Annotated in this window: 13 protein-coding genes; 8 read left to right on the top strand and 5 right to left on the bottom strand. The window is 69.4% G+C overall.

The features are described from left to right. Positions 1-42: 42 nt before the first annotated feature. From QMG73_RS03830 to QMG73_RS03815, 4 genes are all read left to right on the top strand, one after another. Positions 43-810, top strand: coding sequence for a maleylpyruvate isomerase family mycothiol-dependent enzyme (locus QMG73_RS03830; protein WP_281892482.1), 768 nt, complete (start codon positions 43-45; stop codon positions 808-810). 16 nt (positions 811-826) lie between these two features. Beyond that, positions 827-2,182, top strand: a complete 1,356-nt coding sequence (locus QMG73_RS03825; RefSeq protein WP_281892481.1) for a GH1 family beta-glucosidase — start codon at positions 827-829, stop codon at positions 2,180-2,182. After that, positions 2,179-3,195, top strand: a complete 1,017-nt coding sequence (locus QMG73_RS03820) for a LacI family DNA-binding transcriptional regulator (protein WP_281892480.1) — start codon at positions 2,179-2,181, stop codon at positions 3,193-3,195. The genes QMG73_RS03825 and QMG73_RS03820 overlap by 4 nt, the downstream gene beginning before the upstream one ends. Positions 3,196-3,294: 99 nt before the next feature. Continuing rightward, entirely contained in the window at positions 3,295-4,995 is a 1,701-nt protein-coding gene (locus QMG73_RS03815) for a cellulose-binding domain-containing protein (RefSeq protein WP_281892479.1), read from the top strand. 66 nt (positions 4,996-5,061) lie between these two features. On the opposite strand, the gene QMG73_RS03810 is transcribed toward QMG73_RS03815, so the two are convergent. Both QMG73_RS03810 and QMG73_RS03805 read right to left on the bottom strand, forming a co-directional pair. Next, the gene (locus tag QMG73_RS03810; protein ID WP_281892478.1) at positions 5,062-6,414 is read right to left on the bottom strand and encodes a DUF2786 domain-containing protein; all 1,353 of its coding nucleotides are present in this window, start codon (positions 6,412-6,414) and stop codon (positions 5,062-5,064) included. A 110-nt stretch (positions 6,415-6,524) separates the two neighbouring features. Continuing rightward, positions 6,525-6,983 carry a hypothetical protein gene (locus QMG73_RS03805; protein ID WP_281892476.1) on the bottom strand — a complete coding sequence of 153 codons (459 nt, stop codon included), beginning with the start codon at positions 6,981-6,983 and terminating at the stop codon, positions 6,525-6,527. 224 nt (positions 6,984-7,207) lie between these two features. Here QMG73_RS03805 and QMG73_RS03800 point away from each other — a divergent pair, with 224 nt between their 5' ends. Beyond that, positions 7,208-8,443, top strand: a complete 1,236-nt coding sequence (locus QMG73_RS03800; RefSeq protein ID WP_281892474.1) for a S8 family peptidase — start codon at positions 7,208-7,210, stop codon at positions 8,441-8,443. A 98-nt stretch (positions 8,444-8,541) separates the two neighbouring features. Then, positions 8,542-8,766, top strand: coding sequence for a hypothetical protein (locus tag QMG73_RS03795; protein WP_281892473.1), 225 nt, complete (start codon positions 8,542-8,544; stop codon positions 8,764-8,766). 66 nt (positions 8,767-8,832) lie between these two features. Here the strand turns inward: QMG73_RS03795 and QMG73_RS03790 are convergent, their stop codons facing one another. Together QMG73_RS03790 and QMG73_RS03785 are read right to left on the bottom strand one after the other, a co-directional pair. After that, positions 8,833-9,135: a WYL domain-containing protein gene (locus QMG73_RS03790; protein ID WP_281892472.1), complete on the bottom strand. Its 303-nt coding sequence runs from the start codon at positions 9,133-9,135 to the stop codon at positions 8,833-8,835. Next, a complete protein-coding gene (locus QMG73_RS03785; protein WP_281892471.1) occupies positions 9,099-11,057 on the bottom strand; it encodes a helicase-associated domain-containing protein in 1,959 nt (652 codons plus the stop codon). Before QMG73_RS03785 ends, QMG73_RS03790 begins: the two co-directional genes overlap by 37 nt. A gap of 332 nt (positions 11,058-11,389) precedes the next feature. Here QMG73_RS03785 and QMG73_RS03780 point away from each other — a divergent pair, with 332 nt between their 5' ends. Then, a complete protein-coding gene (locus QMG73_RS03780) occupies positions 11,390-11,692 on the top strand; it encodes a trypco2 family protein (RefSeq protein WP_281892470.1) in 303 nt (100 codons plus the stop codon). A 12-nt stretch (positions 11,693-11,704) separates the two neighbouring features. Further along, positions 11,705-15,835 (top strand): tetratricopeptide repeat-containing serine protease family protein, encoded by a 4,131-nt coding sequence (locus tag QMG73_RS03775; protein WP_281892469.1) that lies wholly within the window; start codon positions 11,705-11,707, stop codon positions 15,833-15,835. Here the strand turns inward: QMG73_RS03775 and QMG73_RS03770 are convergent. Beyond that, a complete protein-coding gene (locus QMG73_RS03770) occupies positions 15,832-16,005 on the bottom strand; it encodes a hypothetical protein (protein ID WP_281892468.1) in 174 nt (57 codons plus the stop codon). The two genes, QMG73_RS03775 and QMG73_RS03770, sit on opposite strands and share 4 nt — an antisense overlap. Between the last annotated feature and the right edge of the window lie 494 nt (positions 16,006-16,499).

Raw genomic sequence — 16,499 nt, 5'->3', positions numbered from 1 at the left:
GCGGCAACCTAACGGCGGCCCGGTCGCGTCGGGAGGATCGTGATGAGCAGACTGCACGGCTCGAGAGACTTCTGGATCGCCGGCCTGCGCGCCGAGGGTCCTGCGTTCCGCAGCGCGGTCGCGGAAGCGCCACCTGACGCCGAGATCCCGCCCTGCCCCGGCTGGACCGTCACCGACCTCGTCCACCATCTGGGCTCGGTCTACCGATGGGTCCGCGGTCACGCCGCTCGTGGCGTCACCACCCCGCCCGAGTCGCGCCGGGCCCCCCTTCTGGAAGACCTGCCGACCGGTCCAGCCGCCGTCGAGTGGTGGCAGGAGGAGTACAGGCTGCTGATCGAGGCTCTCGACGCGCTCGACCCGGAGCTCCCCGCGTGGAACTGGGCGCCCCAGGCGAAGAAGGCCAGCTTCTGGCACCGGCGGATGGCACACGAGACGGCGGTGCACCGGTGGGATGCGCAGATGGCGATCGGCGCGGGTGAGCCGGTCGAGACCAAGCTCGCGGTCGACGGGGTCGGCGAGGTGCTCGACACCTGGCTCCCTGCCGGCCGGCGCCAGCTGCCCAGCCCCCGCCACGGCGTGGTGCAGCTCGTGGCCACCGACGCGGGGCAGGAGTGGTTCCTGCGGCTGCGCGGCGAGGGGGTGGCCCTGCTCGACACCAGCACGCTTCTCGACAGCGACGAGCACCACGCCCGGGTCTACGCGGCCGGCACGGCGAGTGACCTGCTGCTCGCCCTGTTCGGGCGGGTGCCCTTCGACGTACTCGAGGTGACCGGCGACGCGACGCTCCTGGACTGCCTGCGCACCGGTTGATCCCTAGTATGAGGGAATGACGTTGGGCCTGCGGTTTCCGGACGAGTTCGTATGGGGTGCGGCGACCGCGGCGTACCAGATCGAGGGCGCCACCCGCGACGACGGTCGCGGCCCGTCGATCTGGGACACCTTTTCGCGTACGCCGGGAAAGGTGTTCGCCGGACACACCGGTGACGTGGCGTGCGACCACTACTACCGGTACGCCGACGACGTCGGGCTGATGGCAGACATCGGGCTGCGGTCGTACCGGTTCTCGATCTCGTGGCCGCGCGTCAAGCCCGACGGCACCGGTCCGGTCAACCCGCGCGGGCTCGACTTCTACGACCGGCTCGTCGACACGCTCCACGAGCGCGGCATCGACCCGGTGGTGACCCTCTACCACTGGGACCTGCCCCAGCCGCTGGAAGACCGCGGTGGCTGGACCGCGCGCGAGACCGCCTCCTGGTTCGCCGAGTACGCCGCCGCGGTGCACCAGCGGCTGGGCGACCGGGTACGGGTGTGGACCACGCTCAACGAGCCGTGGTGCTCGGCCTTCCTCGGGTACGCCTCGGGCATCCACGCCCCCGGGCGCCAGGATCCGGCGGCCGCGCTCAAGGCTCTACACCATCTGCTTCTGGCGCATGGCCTCGCGGCGGGTGAGCTGCGCGCGGCGGGTGCGGAGACGCTCGGGATCACGCTGAATCCTTCAGCGGTGCGTCCCGCGGACCCCGACAGCGCCGCGGACGTCGAGGCCGCGCGCGTGGTGCACACCCTGAGCAACCGGATCTTCTTCGACCCGCTCCTGGCCGGCGGCTACCCGCCGGAGGCGCTGGAACTGATCGAGTCGCTGGCCGGTCTCGGCCACATCCACGACCACGACGCCAAGACCATCGCCGCGCCGATCGACGTGCTCGGCGTCAACTACTACGCACCCACCTACGTGGCGGGACGCAAGGGCTCCCCCGGCGGCGGTCCGAACAACCCGGGCACCGAGGGCATCGAGTTCCTCCCGCCCAGCGGCCCGCTGACCGACATGGGTTGGCAGATCGAGCCGGCGGGCCTCCTCGGCCTCCTGGAGCAGATCCACGCCGACTACCCGGGTACCTCGATCATGATCACGGAGAACGGTGCCGCGTTCCCCCACACCGGCCCCGACCACGACCGCATCTCCTATGTAGACGGTCATCTGCGCGCGGTGCACGAGGCGATCACGCGCGGCGTCGACGTGCGCGGGTACTTCCTCTGGTCGTTCCTGGACAACTTCGAGTGGGCCGAGGGATACGCGAAGCGCTTCGGCATCGTCCACGTCGACTACCAGACGCAGGTCCGCACGCTCAAGGAGAGCGCCCACTGGTACCGGTCGGTCATCGCGCGCAACGGACTAGACGCATGACCAGGGCGCGGGAACGGCCGACGCTGGAGGCGGTGGCGCGGCGCGCCGGCGTCTCCCGCGCGACGGTTTCCCGCGTCGTGAACGGGTCGACCAGCGTCGCCGAATCCATCCGCGACGCCGTGCGCCAGGCCGTCGAGGAGATGGGGTACGTCCCCAACCTGGCCGCCCGCAGCCTGGTCACCCAGCGCACCGACTCGATCGCCCTGATCCTGCCGGAGTCGGCCACCCGGGTGTTCTCCGACGACCAGTTCTTCCCGCGCATCGTGCGGGGCGTCAGCCAGGAGCTCGAAGCCGCCGACAAGCAGCTCGTACTCATCATGGCCGGCTCGACGGCCAGCTACGACCGGGTCGAGCGGTACACCACGGGCCGGCACGTCGACGGCGTCATGTTCGCCTCGATGCACGGCGTCGACCCGCTCCCAAGCACGCTCGCCCGCCTCGGCATCCCCGTGGTGTGCAGCGGCCGCCCCTTGGGACGCACCAACCCCTCCGTGCCGTACGTCGACGTCGACTCCGTACAGGGCGCCGCCGACGCGGTTCGCCACCTGATCAACACCGGTCGGCAGCGCATCGCCACCATCGCCGGCCCGCAGGACATGGTCGCCGGCGTCGACCGGCTCACCGGGTACCGCAACGAGCTGCGCGACTCCTCCCGCCGCTCCATCGTCGCGGTCGGCGACTTCACCCGCGAGTCCGGCGCTCAGGCCATGCGCCAGCTCCTCCTGGACGACCCGCATCTCGACGCCGTGTTCGCCGCGTCCGACCTGATGGCACACGGTGCCCTGCGCACCCTGCGCGAAGCGGGCCGGCGGGTGCCCGACGACGTGGCCGTGGTCGGCTTCGACGACGTCGAGATCGCCCAGTACACCGACCCGCCGCTCACCACGGTCCGCCAGCCGATCGTCCAGATCGGACGCGAAATGGCGAGGCAGCTGCTGCGCCAGGCCTCCGGCGAAGACGTAGAAGACGCGCTGATCCTCCCCACCGAGCTGATCCTCCGCGACTCCGCCTGACGTCCTTTAAGGCTTCATTAAGGCGTTTTGTTTCTATCGATCCGGGTCCATAGGATCGGGCGGCTGCTCGACCCATGTTCACGACGGGAGACCCGGATCATGCCCAAACGACGACTCCGCACGGCGCTGCTCGCAGCCGCCGGTGCGGTGGCGGTGGCCGCAGGCGCGACCACAGCCGTGGTCGCATACGCCGCCTCGACCGGATGCACGGTCAGCTACACGGTGCGTTCACAGTGGAGCACGGGCTTCTCCGCCAATGTGGCGGTCACCAACGTCGGCGACCCTGTTCGGGGCTGGACCGTGCGCTGGACCTATGCCGCCGGACAGACCGTGACCCAGGCCTGGGGCTCGACGGTCAGCCAGAACGGCAACGCCGTGACGGCCACCAGCGCGTCGTGGAACGGGACGCTCCGCACGAACCGCACCGCCTCGTTCGGGTTCAACGGCACGTGGAACGGTTCGGGCAACCCGACGCCGACCGACGTCTCGCTCAACGGTGTGCTCTGCTCCGGTCAGGTGGCCGCGACGACCTCGCCCGCGGTGACGCCGCCGGCTTCAACGCCACCGGCTTCGACGCCACCGGTCTCGACTCCGCCCACCTCGGCCCCACCCACATCTGCCGCACCGACGACACCCCCGCCCACTGAGGGTTGTGGGCGGCAGGCCGCCGCGGGGCCGGTCGTGAAGGTCACCGACGTCAACGTGGGCGTGCCGGTGACCGGGTACGGGCAGGAGGGTGACACCGAGCCGCTGCCCATGGCGATCGCCTCCACGCCATCGGGCGACTCCTGGCTGGCGTGGCGGGGCACGGACAACCGGGTCTACCTGGGCAAGCTCGACTGCGACGACAAGCTGGTCGGCACGCCCACGAGCTTCGAGGGAATCGACCTGCAGGACGTCCAGGCCGACGCCAACGGCGGGGTTCTGCTGCTCACCCGGCGCGGTGAGTGCGGCGACGGTCCGCTGTGCGGCGGCTCGTCCAGCCCGTGCAACACCATGCACATGATCCGCTTCGACAATTCCGGCCAGCAGGTGTGGGAGCGGCAGGTCACGAACCTCAGCGAGAGCCTTTCCGGGTACGACAACGGCGCCCGGTTCATCTGGTGGTATCAGCACCACGGCCGCCTCGCGTCGGACGGTAAGACCTTCGCCGCGTACTTCGGGGTCGCCATCACCGTGCAGAACGGCAACTGCGTCGACATCCACGAGGGCGACCGCATGCAGGTCGTCAACGCCGACGGCACACTGGCGTCCGGGCACCGTGACAGCTTCCAGGTGGGCTGCAGTCACAGTTGGACGTCACGCATCGCGTGGGATCCGCGCACCAGCCGATACGCGATGGTCTGCGCCACCGACAACGCCTGCCGCATCGCTCAGCCGAACCCGTACCGGACGGTGGCCGCCGGTGCCTGCGACGGCACCCTGTTCGGCGGCGACCTCGTCCTCGCCAGCAAGCCCGGCTACTGGACCGCGTGGAGCCAGGGCGGCCAGGTCCGCCTCGAACACTTCACCACCGGCGCGTCCGACACCACCATCACGACAGCGGCGAGATCAAGCCACCCGCACCTGGTCAGCTATGGCGCGAGCCGGATGCTGCTGACCTGGGAATCCGGCACGTCGATGGCCGCTCAGGTGTATGATGCGGGTACGGGCGCGGCGGTGGGCAGCCAGTTCGCGATCGGCGTCCGCGACCACAGCTACCAGGCATTCAAGCCGTACGCCGACGGCAGCACCGCGTATCCAGCGGCCGGCGCGACCAACACGTCGATCCGCATCGCCCGGGTCATGCCCCTCGCCTGACCGTCGTACGTGGACAGTGGGGCACGGCGACTGCCGCGCCCCACTGCTCATCGCCTGCCAAGGCCCCTAAGTGAGGGCTTGTCGCCCATGTAGCGAAGCCTGGTCGGCCGCGGCTCGACCCGATGCCCAGCCCTCGGGATTGTTGACGGTTGTCGCATGCTTTCCCGACTCGGGAAACTGCTTCTCGAAAGCGTCGCGCACCGCGTCTTCGCGGGCGGCGAGCACGGGTAGCAGGTCGACTGTGCCCGCTGATGCGGCCATCTCCCGGTCGACAGTCTCCGTGGTGGTGCTCAGCCGTTCACCGATTCTCGACGCGTACGCGGTCAGGAACGACTGCCGGAATGAGCGGGTGGTGTTACGCCCGTACCGGTCGGGAGCCGGCTTGGCCCGCGTCATCGCCCTCGTCGCCTGCGTGAGCAGCGAGGTGAACAGCAGCTCGGTCGTGTCCAGGTCGCCGGGGAAGCCGACGATGGTGGTGAAGCCGAACCTCTTCGCCCAGATTGCCCGGCAACTGTTGGCCTCCGCGACCACCTGCAACAGCAGCGTCTTCGGCGCCTCGTACGGATTGTCGATGCATATCCGTCGCGTGAGCGGCTGGTCGCGCTTGCCGGCCGCCGCGACGAGCAGGACATGGTCGATGCGGTGGCGGGCCATCAACTCCTGCGCCTTCGCCGTGAACGCGTCGGCCTCCTCGGGGAAGTCGGTGGACTCCGCCTTGGCCAGCAGCGCCCGGACCCGGTCGAGCATCCGCTGGTCGACGTGAGGAGGGGGCGCTGCCGCCGCGGGCCTGACGGTGCCTGGCATCGGGCCTACCGGCTCGATCGGCGGCAGGGTCGCGAGAAGGTGAAGTACCTCGACCACCAGCGTGATCACGCCAGCACGGTCGAGGCCCTGCCGTTCGCCCCAGGCGGTTACGTAACGGTCGTCGTGCTCCCACCACACATGCGCGTCAAGAGCGGCCAGCTGCGACTGCCACCGTTCATCGACGGTTGCCGCCGCGTAGGAGCGCATCTGAGCCGCGATCGCGTCGACCAGGAGCCGACCCTGAGGCGCGGCGTACTCCCGGCGAGCCACACGCACCATCTCAGCTGGCTGCCAGCCGCGCCGCCACGCACGCTCGACCTCGCGGAGCACGACCGTAAACAGGACCCGGTCGACGATCTGGAGGCCAGCCGCGCCCCCAGGGCCGGTTGTCAGCAGCTCATGGCAGCGGTCAAGCTCGGCCGTATCTCCTTCGTGCCGAGCGTGGATCGCCTGCTCGACGATCTGTTCCGCTTGCTGGCGCTGGGAAGATACCCGTGCCGCCTCGAACGGGCTGAGCGGATCTCCCAGGCCAGGCATGGCGGCGGCTCTTCGCCGCTGCGCCGCGCCGGCCGCCTTCCGCTTGGCCTTGTGCCGTTCCCGGCTGTTCTTACCCATGAGCCTCCGTCCCGACGCGAGCGGTCAATCCGGCGGACGACGAGGGCGGACGTTACCAAGAACAGTGGGGGGCGCGGCAACCGCCGCGCCCCCCACATCGCATGGCTTTCTCAGCCGCAGTTGCCCCAGGTGTACCGCCCGGCGCTCTGCCACGACGTGCCGTACAGGACATCGCCGGCGTACATGACGCACCGGTCCACCGCGGAGCGCTTCTTCGCGGCGTAGTACTTGTAGCTGCCCGACTGCTCCACCCAGGACTCACCCTCCACGCGCACGCTGGCGGCCACCCCGGTGTACGAGCCGACGGCCACCCTCTTGAGGGTGACGACGCAGTTGTCGCCGGTCGCGCCGTTGTACATCAGGTACACGTCGCCCACCTTGGTGCCGTCGGGTGCAGTGATCGACCGGTGGCCGTCGCTGACCGAGGCCCACGAGCCTTGGAAGTCGTTGTTGCAGGCTTGCGCCGCGGTGAACGGGTTCGTCGCGGCACTGGCCGGCGAAGCGAACGTCGTTACCGCGACAGCCACCGCGATGGCCGAGGTCGCCAGTCGTCGCGCTAGTACGCGCACACAGTCCTCCTAAGCTCAGGCGTCAAGATCACGCACATTCGGCGGCGAGGTTACACAGCAGTAGGTGTAGACATTTCCGAAACGCCCCGCACCAGCGACCAAGATCACTAAATCGCGACCCGACCGAATGATCGATAGGACCTGGTTTATGGGCCAATCCATCCGCTAGCCTGATGATGATCGATGTCCCAATGAGACACAGATCGATCGGAAGGACGGGGGAAATGGCTCTTTCACATGTCATCGTGCGCGCCCTACGCACCACCATCGCAACGGCCGCCGCGGGGGCGGCCGTCATCGTCTGTACCGCCACCTCGGCGGCCGCAGGACCCGATGCCGCCGCGAAGGCCGAGATCCGCAACGCCGGCGGGCCGACCGCCATCCGGGACAGCTACCTCGTGATACTCAAGGACAGCGAGGTGACTCAGGTCAGCAAGACGGTGACGCGCCTGGCGATCCGGTACGGCGGGACGGTGAATCACCGCTACACGACGGCGTTGCGCGGATTCTCGGTACAGGCCAGCGAGTCGACCGCGCGGCAGATGGCAACCGACCCGGCGGTGGCGTACGTCGAGCAGGACCATCGCGTGCGAGCGCTGGACGGCACTCAACCGAACCCGCCGTCGTGGGGCCTGGACCGCGTCGACCAGCGCAACCGTCCGGTGGACAGTTCCTACACCTACCCGTCGTCCGCCGGCTCCGGCGTCCGCGCATACGTGATCGACAGCGGCATCCGCACGACCCACGTCGACATCGCCGGCCGGGCGGTCTCCGGCGTCGATCTCGTCGACGGCGGCACCGCCGACGACTGCTACGGGCACGGCAGCCACGTCGCCGGCACGGTCGGCGGCACCGCGCACGGGGTGGCGAAGAGCGTCACGCTTGTCGCGGTGCGGGTGTTCGACTGCCAGGGCTTCGGTGCCATGTCGACAACGGTGGCCGCGATCGACTGGGTGGCCGCGAACGCGGTCCGGCCGGCGGTGGCCAACATGAGCCTCGGCTACGTCCGCACGTCCGACACCGCCGACACGGTTGGCACGGCGACCAGAGGACTGATCGCGACGGGCGTTTCAGTCGTGGTGTCGGCCGGCAACAACGGCAGCAACGCCTGTGACAAGACACCGGCGTACGTCGCGGCGGCGCTCACGGTCGGCAACACGTGGAGCGACGACGGCGCCGCCGCTCTCAGCAACGAGGGCTCGTGCGTCGACCTGTTCGCCCCTGGGCAGGGCATCGTGTCGCTGCACCACACATCGGACACGGCGATCGGTGTACGCGATGGCACCTCGATGTCGGCGCCGCACGTCGCCGGTGCTGCCGCGCTGCTGCTGGGCGCGAACCCGACCTGGACCCCGGCCCAGGTGCACAGCGCGATCATCGCCAACGCCACCACCGGCGTAGTCACCTCGCTCGACGACCCCGCCACGCCGAACCGGCTGCTGTACGTGCCGCCGACCTGAGTTCCCATGGGGCGGCTCTGATCATGGGTGCAAGCGGCGCGGGTTACGCTGTGGTGGGCGTCGTCCGCGCCGCTGCACCGACTATCCGGGAGGCTTCGATGCCTGACACCGCGACGCCGGCGAACGGCGAGCCCGACGAGGCTTCAGACGACCAGTCCGCGGCGCCCGAAGACGCTCCCACCTTCGCCAACCGGGCCGAACGCCGTGCCAAGGGCAAGGGCAAATCGACACAGCCGCACACGCACGGCAAGGGCCCGTACCCGGGCGGCGGCCGCGGCTCGGTCCAGGCGCCGCGCCAGTACGGCAACCGCCGCACCGGCTAAAGCCTCGACTTTGCAGCAGCCACGCTAAGGGCATGCTCGCCTTCTCCTCGTAGACGCAGTGGTTGATCATGCGGGGTCGGCGGGTTCGACGGCGATGATTCGATTGAGGTTGAACCAGCGTTCGCCTTCGCGGAGCCGGCACCATGCCAGTAGGGAGCGGCCGGTGAGTTCGATGTTGTCGATGGTGCGGTTGCTGGGGTTGCCGTCCCGATTGACGTAGCTGATCGTCACTGGTTGGCCGTGGTCGATCGCGTGGGCCAGGATCCGCGCCTCGCTCGTCGTGAGATTAGTCGATGACAGGCGTATCTCCTCCAGCGACGGTGTGAGCGGTATCAGGGTCTCGTCGGGAGCAGCGAGCAGCTTCCGCACAAGGTCGGCAGCCTCGGGACGGTTGGCTCCCTGACCCGACTTGGCTGTCTGGCGCGGCTTGGCTGTCTGGCGTTTTGCGGGGCTCTTGGCGCGTGCCAGGTTGGGTGAGCCAGTGGACGCACGGTGGTCGGTCGCCCGTTCCAGGATCGGCGTGCCGTCGGCGGCTTCGGCAACCGGTGCGTAGCCGGCGTTGCGGAGTACGGGCAGGACATCCTGTAGCGGAGCGGTTGCGGTAGCTCGCCGGCCGCGACATCGGCGAGTGCGTCGAGCAGGCTGGTGGCTGTGTGTCCGGCGTCGAGTGCCCGCCGCACGGTGGCGGGGCTGAACCGCCATGTGCGTGCGACCCCGCGGGTTTCGGGATCGGCGGCCAGGTCGAGCAGTGCGCTCAACGCGCTGTCAGGGCTGCCGGTGACGACGGCGGTGAGATCGGCCTGTAACCGGGCGTGGTGTTGGGTGGTGCCGATGTCGCCGAGCACAGCGGTCAGGTCGTCGGCACCGCCGAGCAGTGCCTGGCCAGCCGCAGTGACCGCACCCGCGCCGGTCACGCCCAGCAGAGCCGCTTCCTGCCAGCAGGCTACCGCCCGCTCCGGTGCTGCGTCGGGATCGCCGAACGCGAGCGGCTGCCGCCAGATGACCAGGTCCGCCAGGGCTCGAGGGTCGTCGATGGTGGCGGCTTCCGACTCCGATGCGGCGGCGATGACGGCGGCACGTAGTTCAACCATGCCGCCATGAACCTCGTCAGGCGTGACCGCTCCAGAGGAAGTCAGCGTCGCGGACGGCGATCGCCACCACGCACTCAGCAGTGTGGAAAGCTGACTGGCCGGCTCGCGCCCTCGCCATCCGTCGTATCCGTCCGTCGGCGCTGCCTGCCCGTCCGCAAGCGACAGCAACCCGGCGTGCGCGGCGACCGACAAGGCCAGCCGCAGGTCCGGCTCGGCGCAGCCGAACACTTTCGCCAACCGCTTCAGCTCGCGCAAGCCGATCCCGCCGGTGCGAAGCGTCGGCACGGGCTTCTTGCCCGCCGCCTCCAGAAGATCGGCGACCAGCCGGACCATCGCGGCGCCAGCGGCGGCGGCCGCGCGGGCCGTCGCCGCCGGATCAGCCGCCGATCGTCGGACGGCTGGCGGCACGGAGTCGAACGGTGCCGCGTACCCAGAGCCGCGTAGCGCCAGCGCGACCTCGGCCGGCATGGTCAGCTCCCCGCCCCACTCAGAGGTCCCCGCCAGCAGGCCGCGCTCGATCGCCCACGCTTGCGGTGTTTGCGACCGGCTGCCGCGCGGGCTGTAGTAGAAGGGTTCCGGCTCGATCTCATCGCCGGCTGCGGCTTTCTCCAGCAGGTCGCGAACGCCGGCCGGAGCACCAGCCACGAGGGCGAGTATCCGCTCACCGTCACGGAGGCATGTGAGCACCTGATCGAGGATGTCGGCCTTGCGCCCGGCCGGCCTGATGCCAAGATGCCGGGCTATGGTGCGGAGCTGATCGGCGGTCCGGTACGCCAGGCTGACCGCGACCGGGTCGCCTAGCCCGAGCGGACGCGGCCAACCCGCCGCGGCAGCGGGCACGAGTTGCGGTGCGGCCTCATCGAGTACGAGCGCGTAGCCCCGGAGCGTGTCCAGAGCCCGGGTCACGTCCGCCCGCCCACGGTCCGACCCGGCGCCGAGCAACTGATCCAAAACCGGCCGCTCAGCCCTGCCGCCGAGCGCCGCCAACGCCTCAGCGACCTGCAACGTCGGACGATCCAACCGGCGCAACGCAGCGACCGTCATCGCCGGCGTTGCCAATCGCTCAGCCAGCTCACCCAACGACACCGGCGACGGTCCCGCCAACACCTCCGGCCGCCGCAACAGCAGGTCCGTCAACCCGTCCTCGCCGAGACGCCTCAACCAAGCCGCAGTGACCACGCCACCGTGGAACTCGGTCATGACCCCTCCCGCCGTTTCCTTTCGAAGGCCAGCCAGCCCTCGTACGCGACCTCGTCCGGACGCTGCGCGGCTTTGTCGACGGATTTGTGAGCGTCCTGCTCGCCCACCATCTTTTGGCGATCGGATTCACGCCGCTGCAAGTCCGACGATCTGGACCTTAGACAAGTCAGATCTTCCCAGATCAGAAGGCACACCTTCACGTTCACGACCCGCAGTCGCGGCGGTCGTTACCGAAGGCCCGAGGCTAGCAGCGATCCCCCGTTGGATGGACAGACCCCGCTTCGCGCCCTCGGCTACCTTGATGCTCATCATCGATGTGGGCGAGGTGTGGCGTGCACGCGGACAACGAATTGACCCTGGCCGAGGCGCTGGGCAGTCTGCGGGAACAGTTGATGGACGCGGTGGATCAGGCGCAGGGCGAGGATCTTGCGCTGGTTTGCCAGGGCATCGAGGTGGAGTTGCAGGTCACCGTCGCAACGACGGTGAAGGGCGAGATCAGGGGCGGCTTTTGGAACGTGGTCACGGCTGGCGGTGGCGTGGACCGGAGCAACGCCGCGGTGCACACGGTGAAGCTGAGCCTCGTACCGGAGCGCGGTGGTAGCGCCGAGAAGCTACGCCTGGCCGATCCCGACTGAAGGTGGCGAGGGATGCGGGTACTGGCGCGTGTCGTCGAGGTGATCGGTGTGGGTCGGGGCTCCGGGTATGCCGTTGGTGCGGATCTGATCCTCACCGCCGCGCATGTCGTCGCGGGCCGTGACGACTGTCAGGTACGGCCGGCGGACGCGGTGGACCCGCTGCCGGCCACGGTGGTGTGGCGGGACGAGCGGGTCGATGCGGCGTTGCTGCGTCTGGGATCAGCTCGGTGGCCTGGCTTGACCACATCGTGGGGCAGGGTGTCCGGCGTCCGGCTGGTCGGCTGCGTGGCGACCGGCTTTCCGTGGGCGCAGCGGCAGGCCGACGGGTCAGTTGCCGAGGAGATGATCCACGCGACGGTGGTGCCGGGTACGGCGCACCGGCTGGGGCGGTACGCGATCAACGTCATGACGGCACAGCCGTACGATCCGCCGGATGGTCGGTCGCCGTGGCGGGGCATGTCCGGCGCCGGGCTGCTGGCGCAGGACGGGCATCACCTGCTGGGCGTGCTGGTGGACGATCCGCAACGGTTTCAGCCTTCCCGGCTGGAAGCGGTGCCGGTCGAGTACCTGCTAGCCGACGCCGGATTCGCGGCGCTGGTCGGGATTTCGCCGCGGCGGCTGGTCCAGCTGCCGCCGCATCCGTTTCTGCGACCGGCGTACCAGCCACTTCCTCGACGGCCGTCCGATCCGCAACTGTTGATGCCGCAGTTCGGGGTGGTGCCGTTCCTGGGCCGCGAGACGCTCGTCGACGAGTTGGTCCGTTGGGCCAGCGACGACGATCCACTCGCGGTGGCACTGGTCTCGGGTGCGGGCGGGAGCGGCAAGACCCGGCTGGCCGCCGAGGTGTGCGAGCGGGTGCTGGCCATGGGGTGGGATGCCGGCCGGGTCGTCGACCTCGGTTCGATCGAGGTCGACGCGTTGGAGTGGCCGAGCCTGATCGTTGTCGACTACGCCGAGCAGGCGGACTCGCAAGCCCTGCGCCGTCTGCTTGCGGAGGTCGCGAATCGACCGGACGGGCCGGCCGTGCGGGTCCTGCTGCTGGCCCGGGACGTCGGCCACTGGTGGGACACGGTCAGTCCAGCCGTCGGCACATACACCGGAACGGGCGAGGCCGTCCGGTTCCACCTCGGAGACCACGCGCTCTCCGGCAACGAGCGGAGTGCCCACGCGGCCGTCGCGGCCGCGGAGTTCGCCGCGTGGCTGGATCTGGCGGTACCGGTGGCACCGGACGTGACCTCACCCGAGTTGGACAGCCCACTGCTGATCCATATGGCGGCGTTGTTGGCGGTGCGGGGTGAGTACGTCGACGCGGCGAGCGGTGCGGTACGCCGCCGGATCCTCGTCGCGCTCCTGGACCGCGAGCGGCAGCGGTGGTCGGCGTTATTGCCGGCACATCGGCTCGGTGGACCGGAGGGATTGCATCCGGCGACGGTCCAGCGGGTGGTGCTGTGCGTGACACTGGCGCGTCCACATCGGACCACCGTGGCGAGCCTGCTGGCCGTCCTGCCGGAGTTGGCAGGCGAAGCACAGGTCGAGCGGCGTGACAAGGCGGCGCGATGGCTCGACGCGCTGTTCTCGGACGGCGTTTGGGGCCCGGATCTACTCGTCGGGCAACTGCTCGGCGAGACCGGTCAGCAGGGCACCGACAGCGATCTTGGGAGCATCGCGACACGGCTGCTCGCGTATGCGGAGTTCGGCGACGCCAGCGTGGCACACCTGCTCAACACGGTCCGGCTGGCGGCGGAGCATCACCTGGGACCACGCATGGTGCTCACCGACCTGATGATCGGGCACCTGACCGGGCTGGTTGGTCAGATCCACGAAGGCCGCGACACGTCACTGATCGGTGCCCTGACTGCCGCGGCGATCCTGTGCGACGCCTACGGCGACCGGGCGGACGAGCTCGCGGACGCCGCCGCTGAAGCGGGCGGAATGATCGGCGATGCCGACCCGCGGTCGACCCCGCTCCTTCTCGCGCTGGCGATGATCCTGACGCGCGAGTACCGCCGACAGTGCGACAGTGAGCAGAATCCCGACGCGGATCCCGACCTCTTCCGGCCATACCTCGCCGAGGGTCTGAGCAGGGTCGCACGCTACTGGTCGGATCTGGGCCGACCGGATGAGGCGTTGCCACAGATCCGGGAGGCGGTGGCCGTCTTCCGGGCGCTGACCGAGACTGACCCTGATCAGTACCGATCGAGGCTTGCCCGGAGTCTTGATCACCTCGGCGCCACGCTGACGGAGCTCGGCCGATCGGACGAGGCGCTGCCGGTCGCGGACGAGGCGGTGACGATCTACCGAATGCTGGCGGAGGCCGAGCCGGACCGCCATCTCGACGGCTTGGCCGTCGCTCTGAACAGCCTGGGCATCCACTGGTCCATGCGCGGCGACCCGGATCGCGCGCTCCCCGCGGGCGTGGAGGCGGTGGCGATCGCCCGGACATTGACCGAGACCGGCACGGCCGGCTACCGCGACATGCTGGCACTCTTCCTGAGTCACCTCGGCGTCCGGCTGGCGGAGGTGGGCCGGTCGGAAGAGGCGCTCGGGCCGACGCGGGAGGCTGTGGCGATCTTCCGGGAGCTGGCCGAGGCTGACCCGGACCGGCACCGCGAGCACCTCGCTGGCTCCCTCACCAATCTTGGCGCACGGCTGTCCGAAGTAGGCCGGCTGGAGGAGGCCGTACCGCTGGTCGAGGAGGCCGTGGCACACCTGCGGTCGCTGGCCCGGGAGACCCCCGACCGGTACCAGCGTCGTCTCGCGCATGCGTTGAACAATCTCGCCAAGGACCGGGCCGACCTGGGCGAAGGGGAAACGGCATTGCCGCTGGCCGAGGAGGCGGCAGCCATCCTTACGGCACTGGCGGCGGCCGACCCGGACCGGTACGGGCCGGATCTTGCCCGCTGCCTGAAGGACCTGAGCGATTGCCTCCTGGGGCTGGGCCGGCACAACGAGGCGCTGCTGCCGATGCAGGACGCGGTCACCATCCTCGGTCCGCTCGCGGAGACCGACCCGGACCGGTACCGGCCGGACCTTGCCAGCTGCCTGAGCGACCTGGGCGCCTGCCTCTGGGGGCTGGGCTGGTACGACGAGGCGCTGGCGCCAATGCAGGAAGCCGTGGCTCTCTACCGTCTGCTGGCCGAGGCCGACCCGACGCGTTACCGACCGAAGTTGGCCCGAAGTCTGGACCGCCTTGGCCTCGGACTGTCCCGTTTCGACGCCGGTCGGGCCTTGCCGCCGGCCCAGGAAGCCGTCGCCATCTATCGCGCGTCAGCCGCGGACGACCCGCACCTCCACTCGGACGGCCTGGCCGCCAGCCTCACCAACCTCGGCGCCCGGCTGTCCGGTCTGGGCCGGTGGGACGAGGGCGTGCCGCTGGCCGAAGAGGCGGTGGCGATTTACCGGGTACTGGTCGACGCCGATCCACACCTGCTACCCAACCTGGCCGGTAGCCTCGGAAACCTCGGTTCCCTCCTGTCCGACCGGGATCATCCCGAGCGCGTGCTGGCCTTGTCGGAGGAGGCCGTCGCGACCTTTCGGGTACTCGATCGGGACAACCCCCACCGCTTCCGCAACGACCTGGCGATCGGCCTGACCAACCTCAGCCAGACTCTGCGGAGCCTGGGCCGCATCGACCAGGCGCTAGCGACGGCGGAGGAGGCGGTGGAACTCTATGCGTGGCTCACGGAGGCACAACCGGACCACTACCTTCCCGACCTGGCGAGGGCCACCGGTTATCTGAGTCACTGCAGGGCCGAAGCCGGGCAGCCGGACACCGCGCTCGATGCCGCGTACCGGGCGTTCGAGTACACGAGCCAGATGGCCGAGCCAGATCAAAGAATGCTGATTCAATGCATGGAACTCCTATCACTTCGCCTCTCCGCGATGGGCGAGGCGAGTCAGGCGATGAGCTGGCAGCGACAGGCCGTCTCGGCGGCCACCGACCTTGACGGCTCGCTCGGCGACACGCGGCCGGACCTGGTCAGGACGCTCGATCGTCTTGCCGAACTGCTCGCCCAAGCCGAGCGTCCCGGACCCGCACGGCTCGCACGCGAGATCGCCACCAAGCATCAGGCACAGCTCGCCCTCGAAGCGGCCGGCAACCCAGGTTGGTTGGAGAGACGACCGGTAAGAGTTACGGGCTAGCACGGGTCACCGGAGTCGTCGAGCCACACTCTCCTCGAGGATTCCGACAGCCGCTGGCGTTTGCCGTGGACGTCGGTCCACTCGGCGACAACCTCGGAGTAGTGCTGGAAGCAGCCTCCTTCTGGCGCCACGACCCAGGCATCGATGGATCCCGACTTGATCGTGTCCACCTCGGACCACCGGCGCTGCGTGAAAACGCCGTCCCGGACCCAGACGCTTTAGTAGTTCGTCCACAGGTAGACCGTGACGCTCAGGTTGTACATCATCGCGGTACAGCTGTAACTCGCGCGTGGCACCCAGATGCGTATCCATCCAGGTGGTGAGCCGGCCGGGGGGAGGGCGGCGAGCCAACAGCTTCCGACGGCGGCGACGGCGTCGCGGTGGCCACATCGGACGCCGGAGAGTCACCGGCGACGTTGGTCGCCTTCACCCTGAACTGGTAGCTGACGAAGTTGTCCAGCGGTCGGACCTCGAACGCGCAGCACCCGGTGAAGGGGTATGCCAGCCGCTGCCAGGGTCCGTTGGCCCGCTTGTATTCGATCCAGTAGTACACCGGTCCCGGGGTGGGATTGTCGACGCCGCGTGAAAACTGAGCCGTAGTCGGCGGGTGAAACCTGAGCACCCTGTGTACGGCTTGGGGTGTGATCAGCGTGGAGGACTGGGC

Origin of the sequence: Phytohabitans aurantiacus, assembly GCF_027923225.1 — a bacterium.
GTDB lineage: Bacteria > Actinomycetota > Actinomycetes > Mycobacteriales > Micromonosporaceae > Phytohabitans > Phytohabitans aurantiacus.
Note: the sequence above shows the minus strand (reverse complement) of the source record. Positions and strands in the feature narration are given on the sequence as shown.

What these genes read in the sequence shown, in the direction of transcription:
- QMG73_RS03830 (WP_281892482.1), top strand. Translation starts at nt 43, where the DNA reads ATGAGCAGACTGCACGGCTCGAGAGACTTCTGGATCGCCGGCCTGCGC.
- QMG73_RS03825 (WP_281892481.1), top strand. Translation starts at nt 827, where the DNA reads ATGACGTTGGGCCTGCGGTTTCCGGACGAGTTCGTATGGGGTGCGGCG.
- QMG73_RS03820 (WP_281892480.1), top strand. Translation starts at nt 2,179, where the DNA reads ATGACCAGGGCGCGGGAACGGCCGACGCTGGAGGCGGTGGCGCGGCGC.
- QMG73_RS03815 (WP_281892479.1), top strand. Translation starts at nt 3,295, where the DNA reads ATGCCCAAACGACGACTCCGCACGGCGCTGCTCGCAGCCGCCGGTGCG.
- QMG73_RS03810 (WP_281892478.1), bottom strand. Translation starts at nt 6,414, where the DNA reads ATGGGTAAGAACAGCCGGGAACGGCACAAGGCCAAGCGGAAGGCGGCC.
- QMG73_RS03800 (WP_281892474.1), top strand. Translation starts at nt 7,208, where the DNA reads ATGGCTCTTTCACATGTCATCGTGCGCGCCCTACGCACCACCATCGCA.
- QMG73_RS03795 (WP_281892473.1), top strand. Translation starts at nt 8,542, where the DNA reads ATGCCTGACACCGCGACGCCGGCGAACGGCGAGCCCGACGAGGCTTCA.
- QMG73_RS03785 (WP_281892471.1), bottom strand. Translation starts at nt 11,057, where the DNA reads ATGACCGAGTTCCACGGTGGCGTGGTCACTGCGGCTTGGTTGAGGCGT.
- QMG73_RS03775 (WP_281892469.1), top strand. Translation starts at nt 11,705, where the DNA reads ATGCGGGTACTGGCGCGTGTCGTCGAGGTGATCGGTGTGGGTCGGGGC.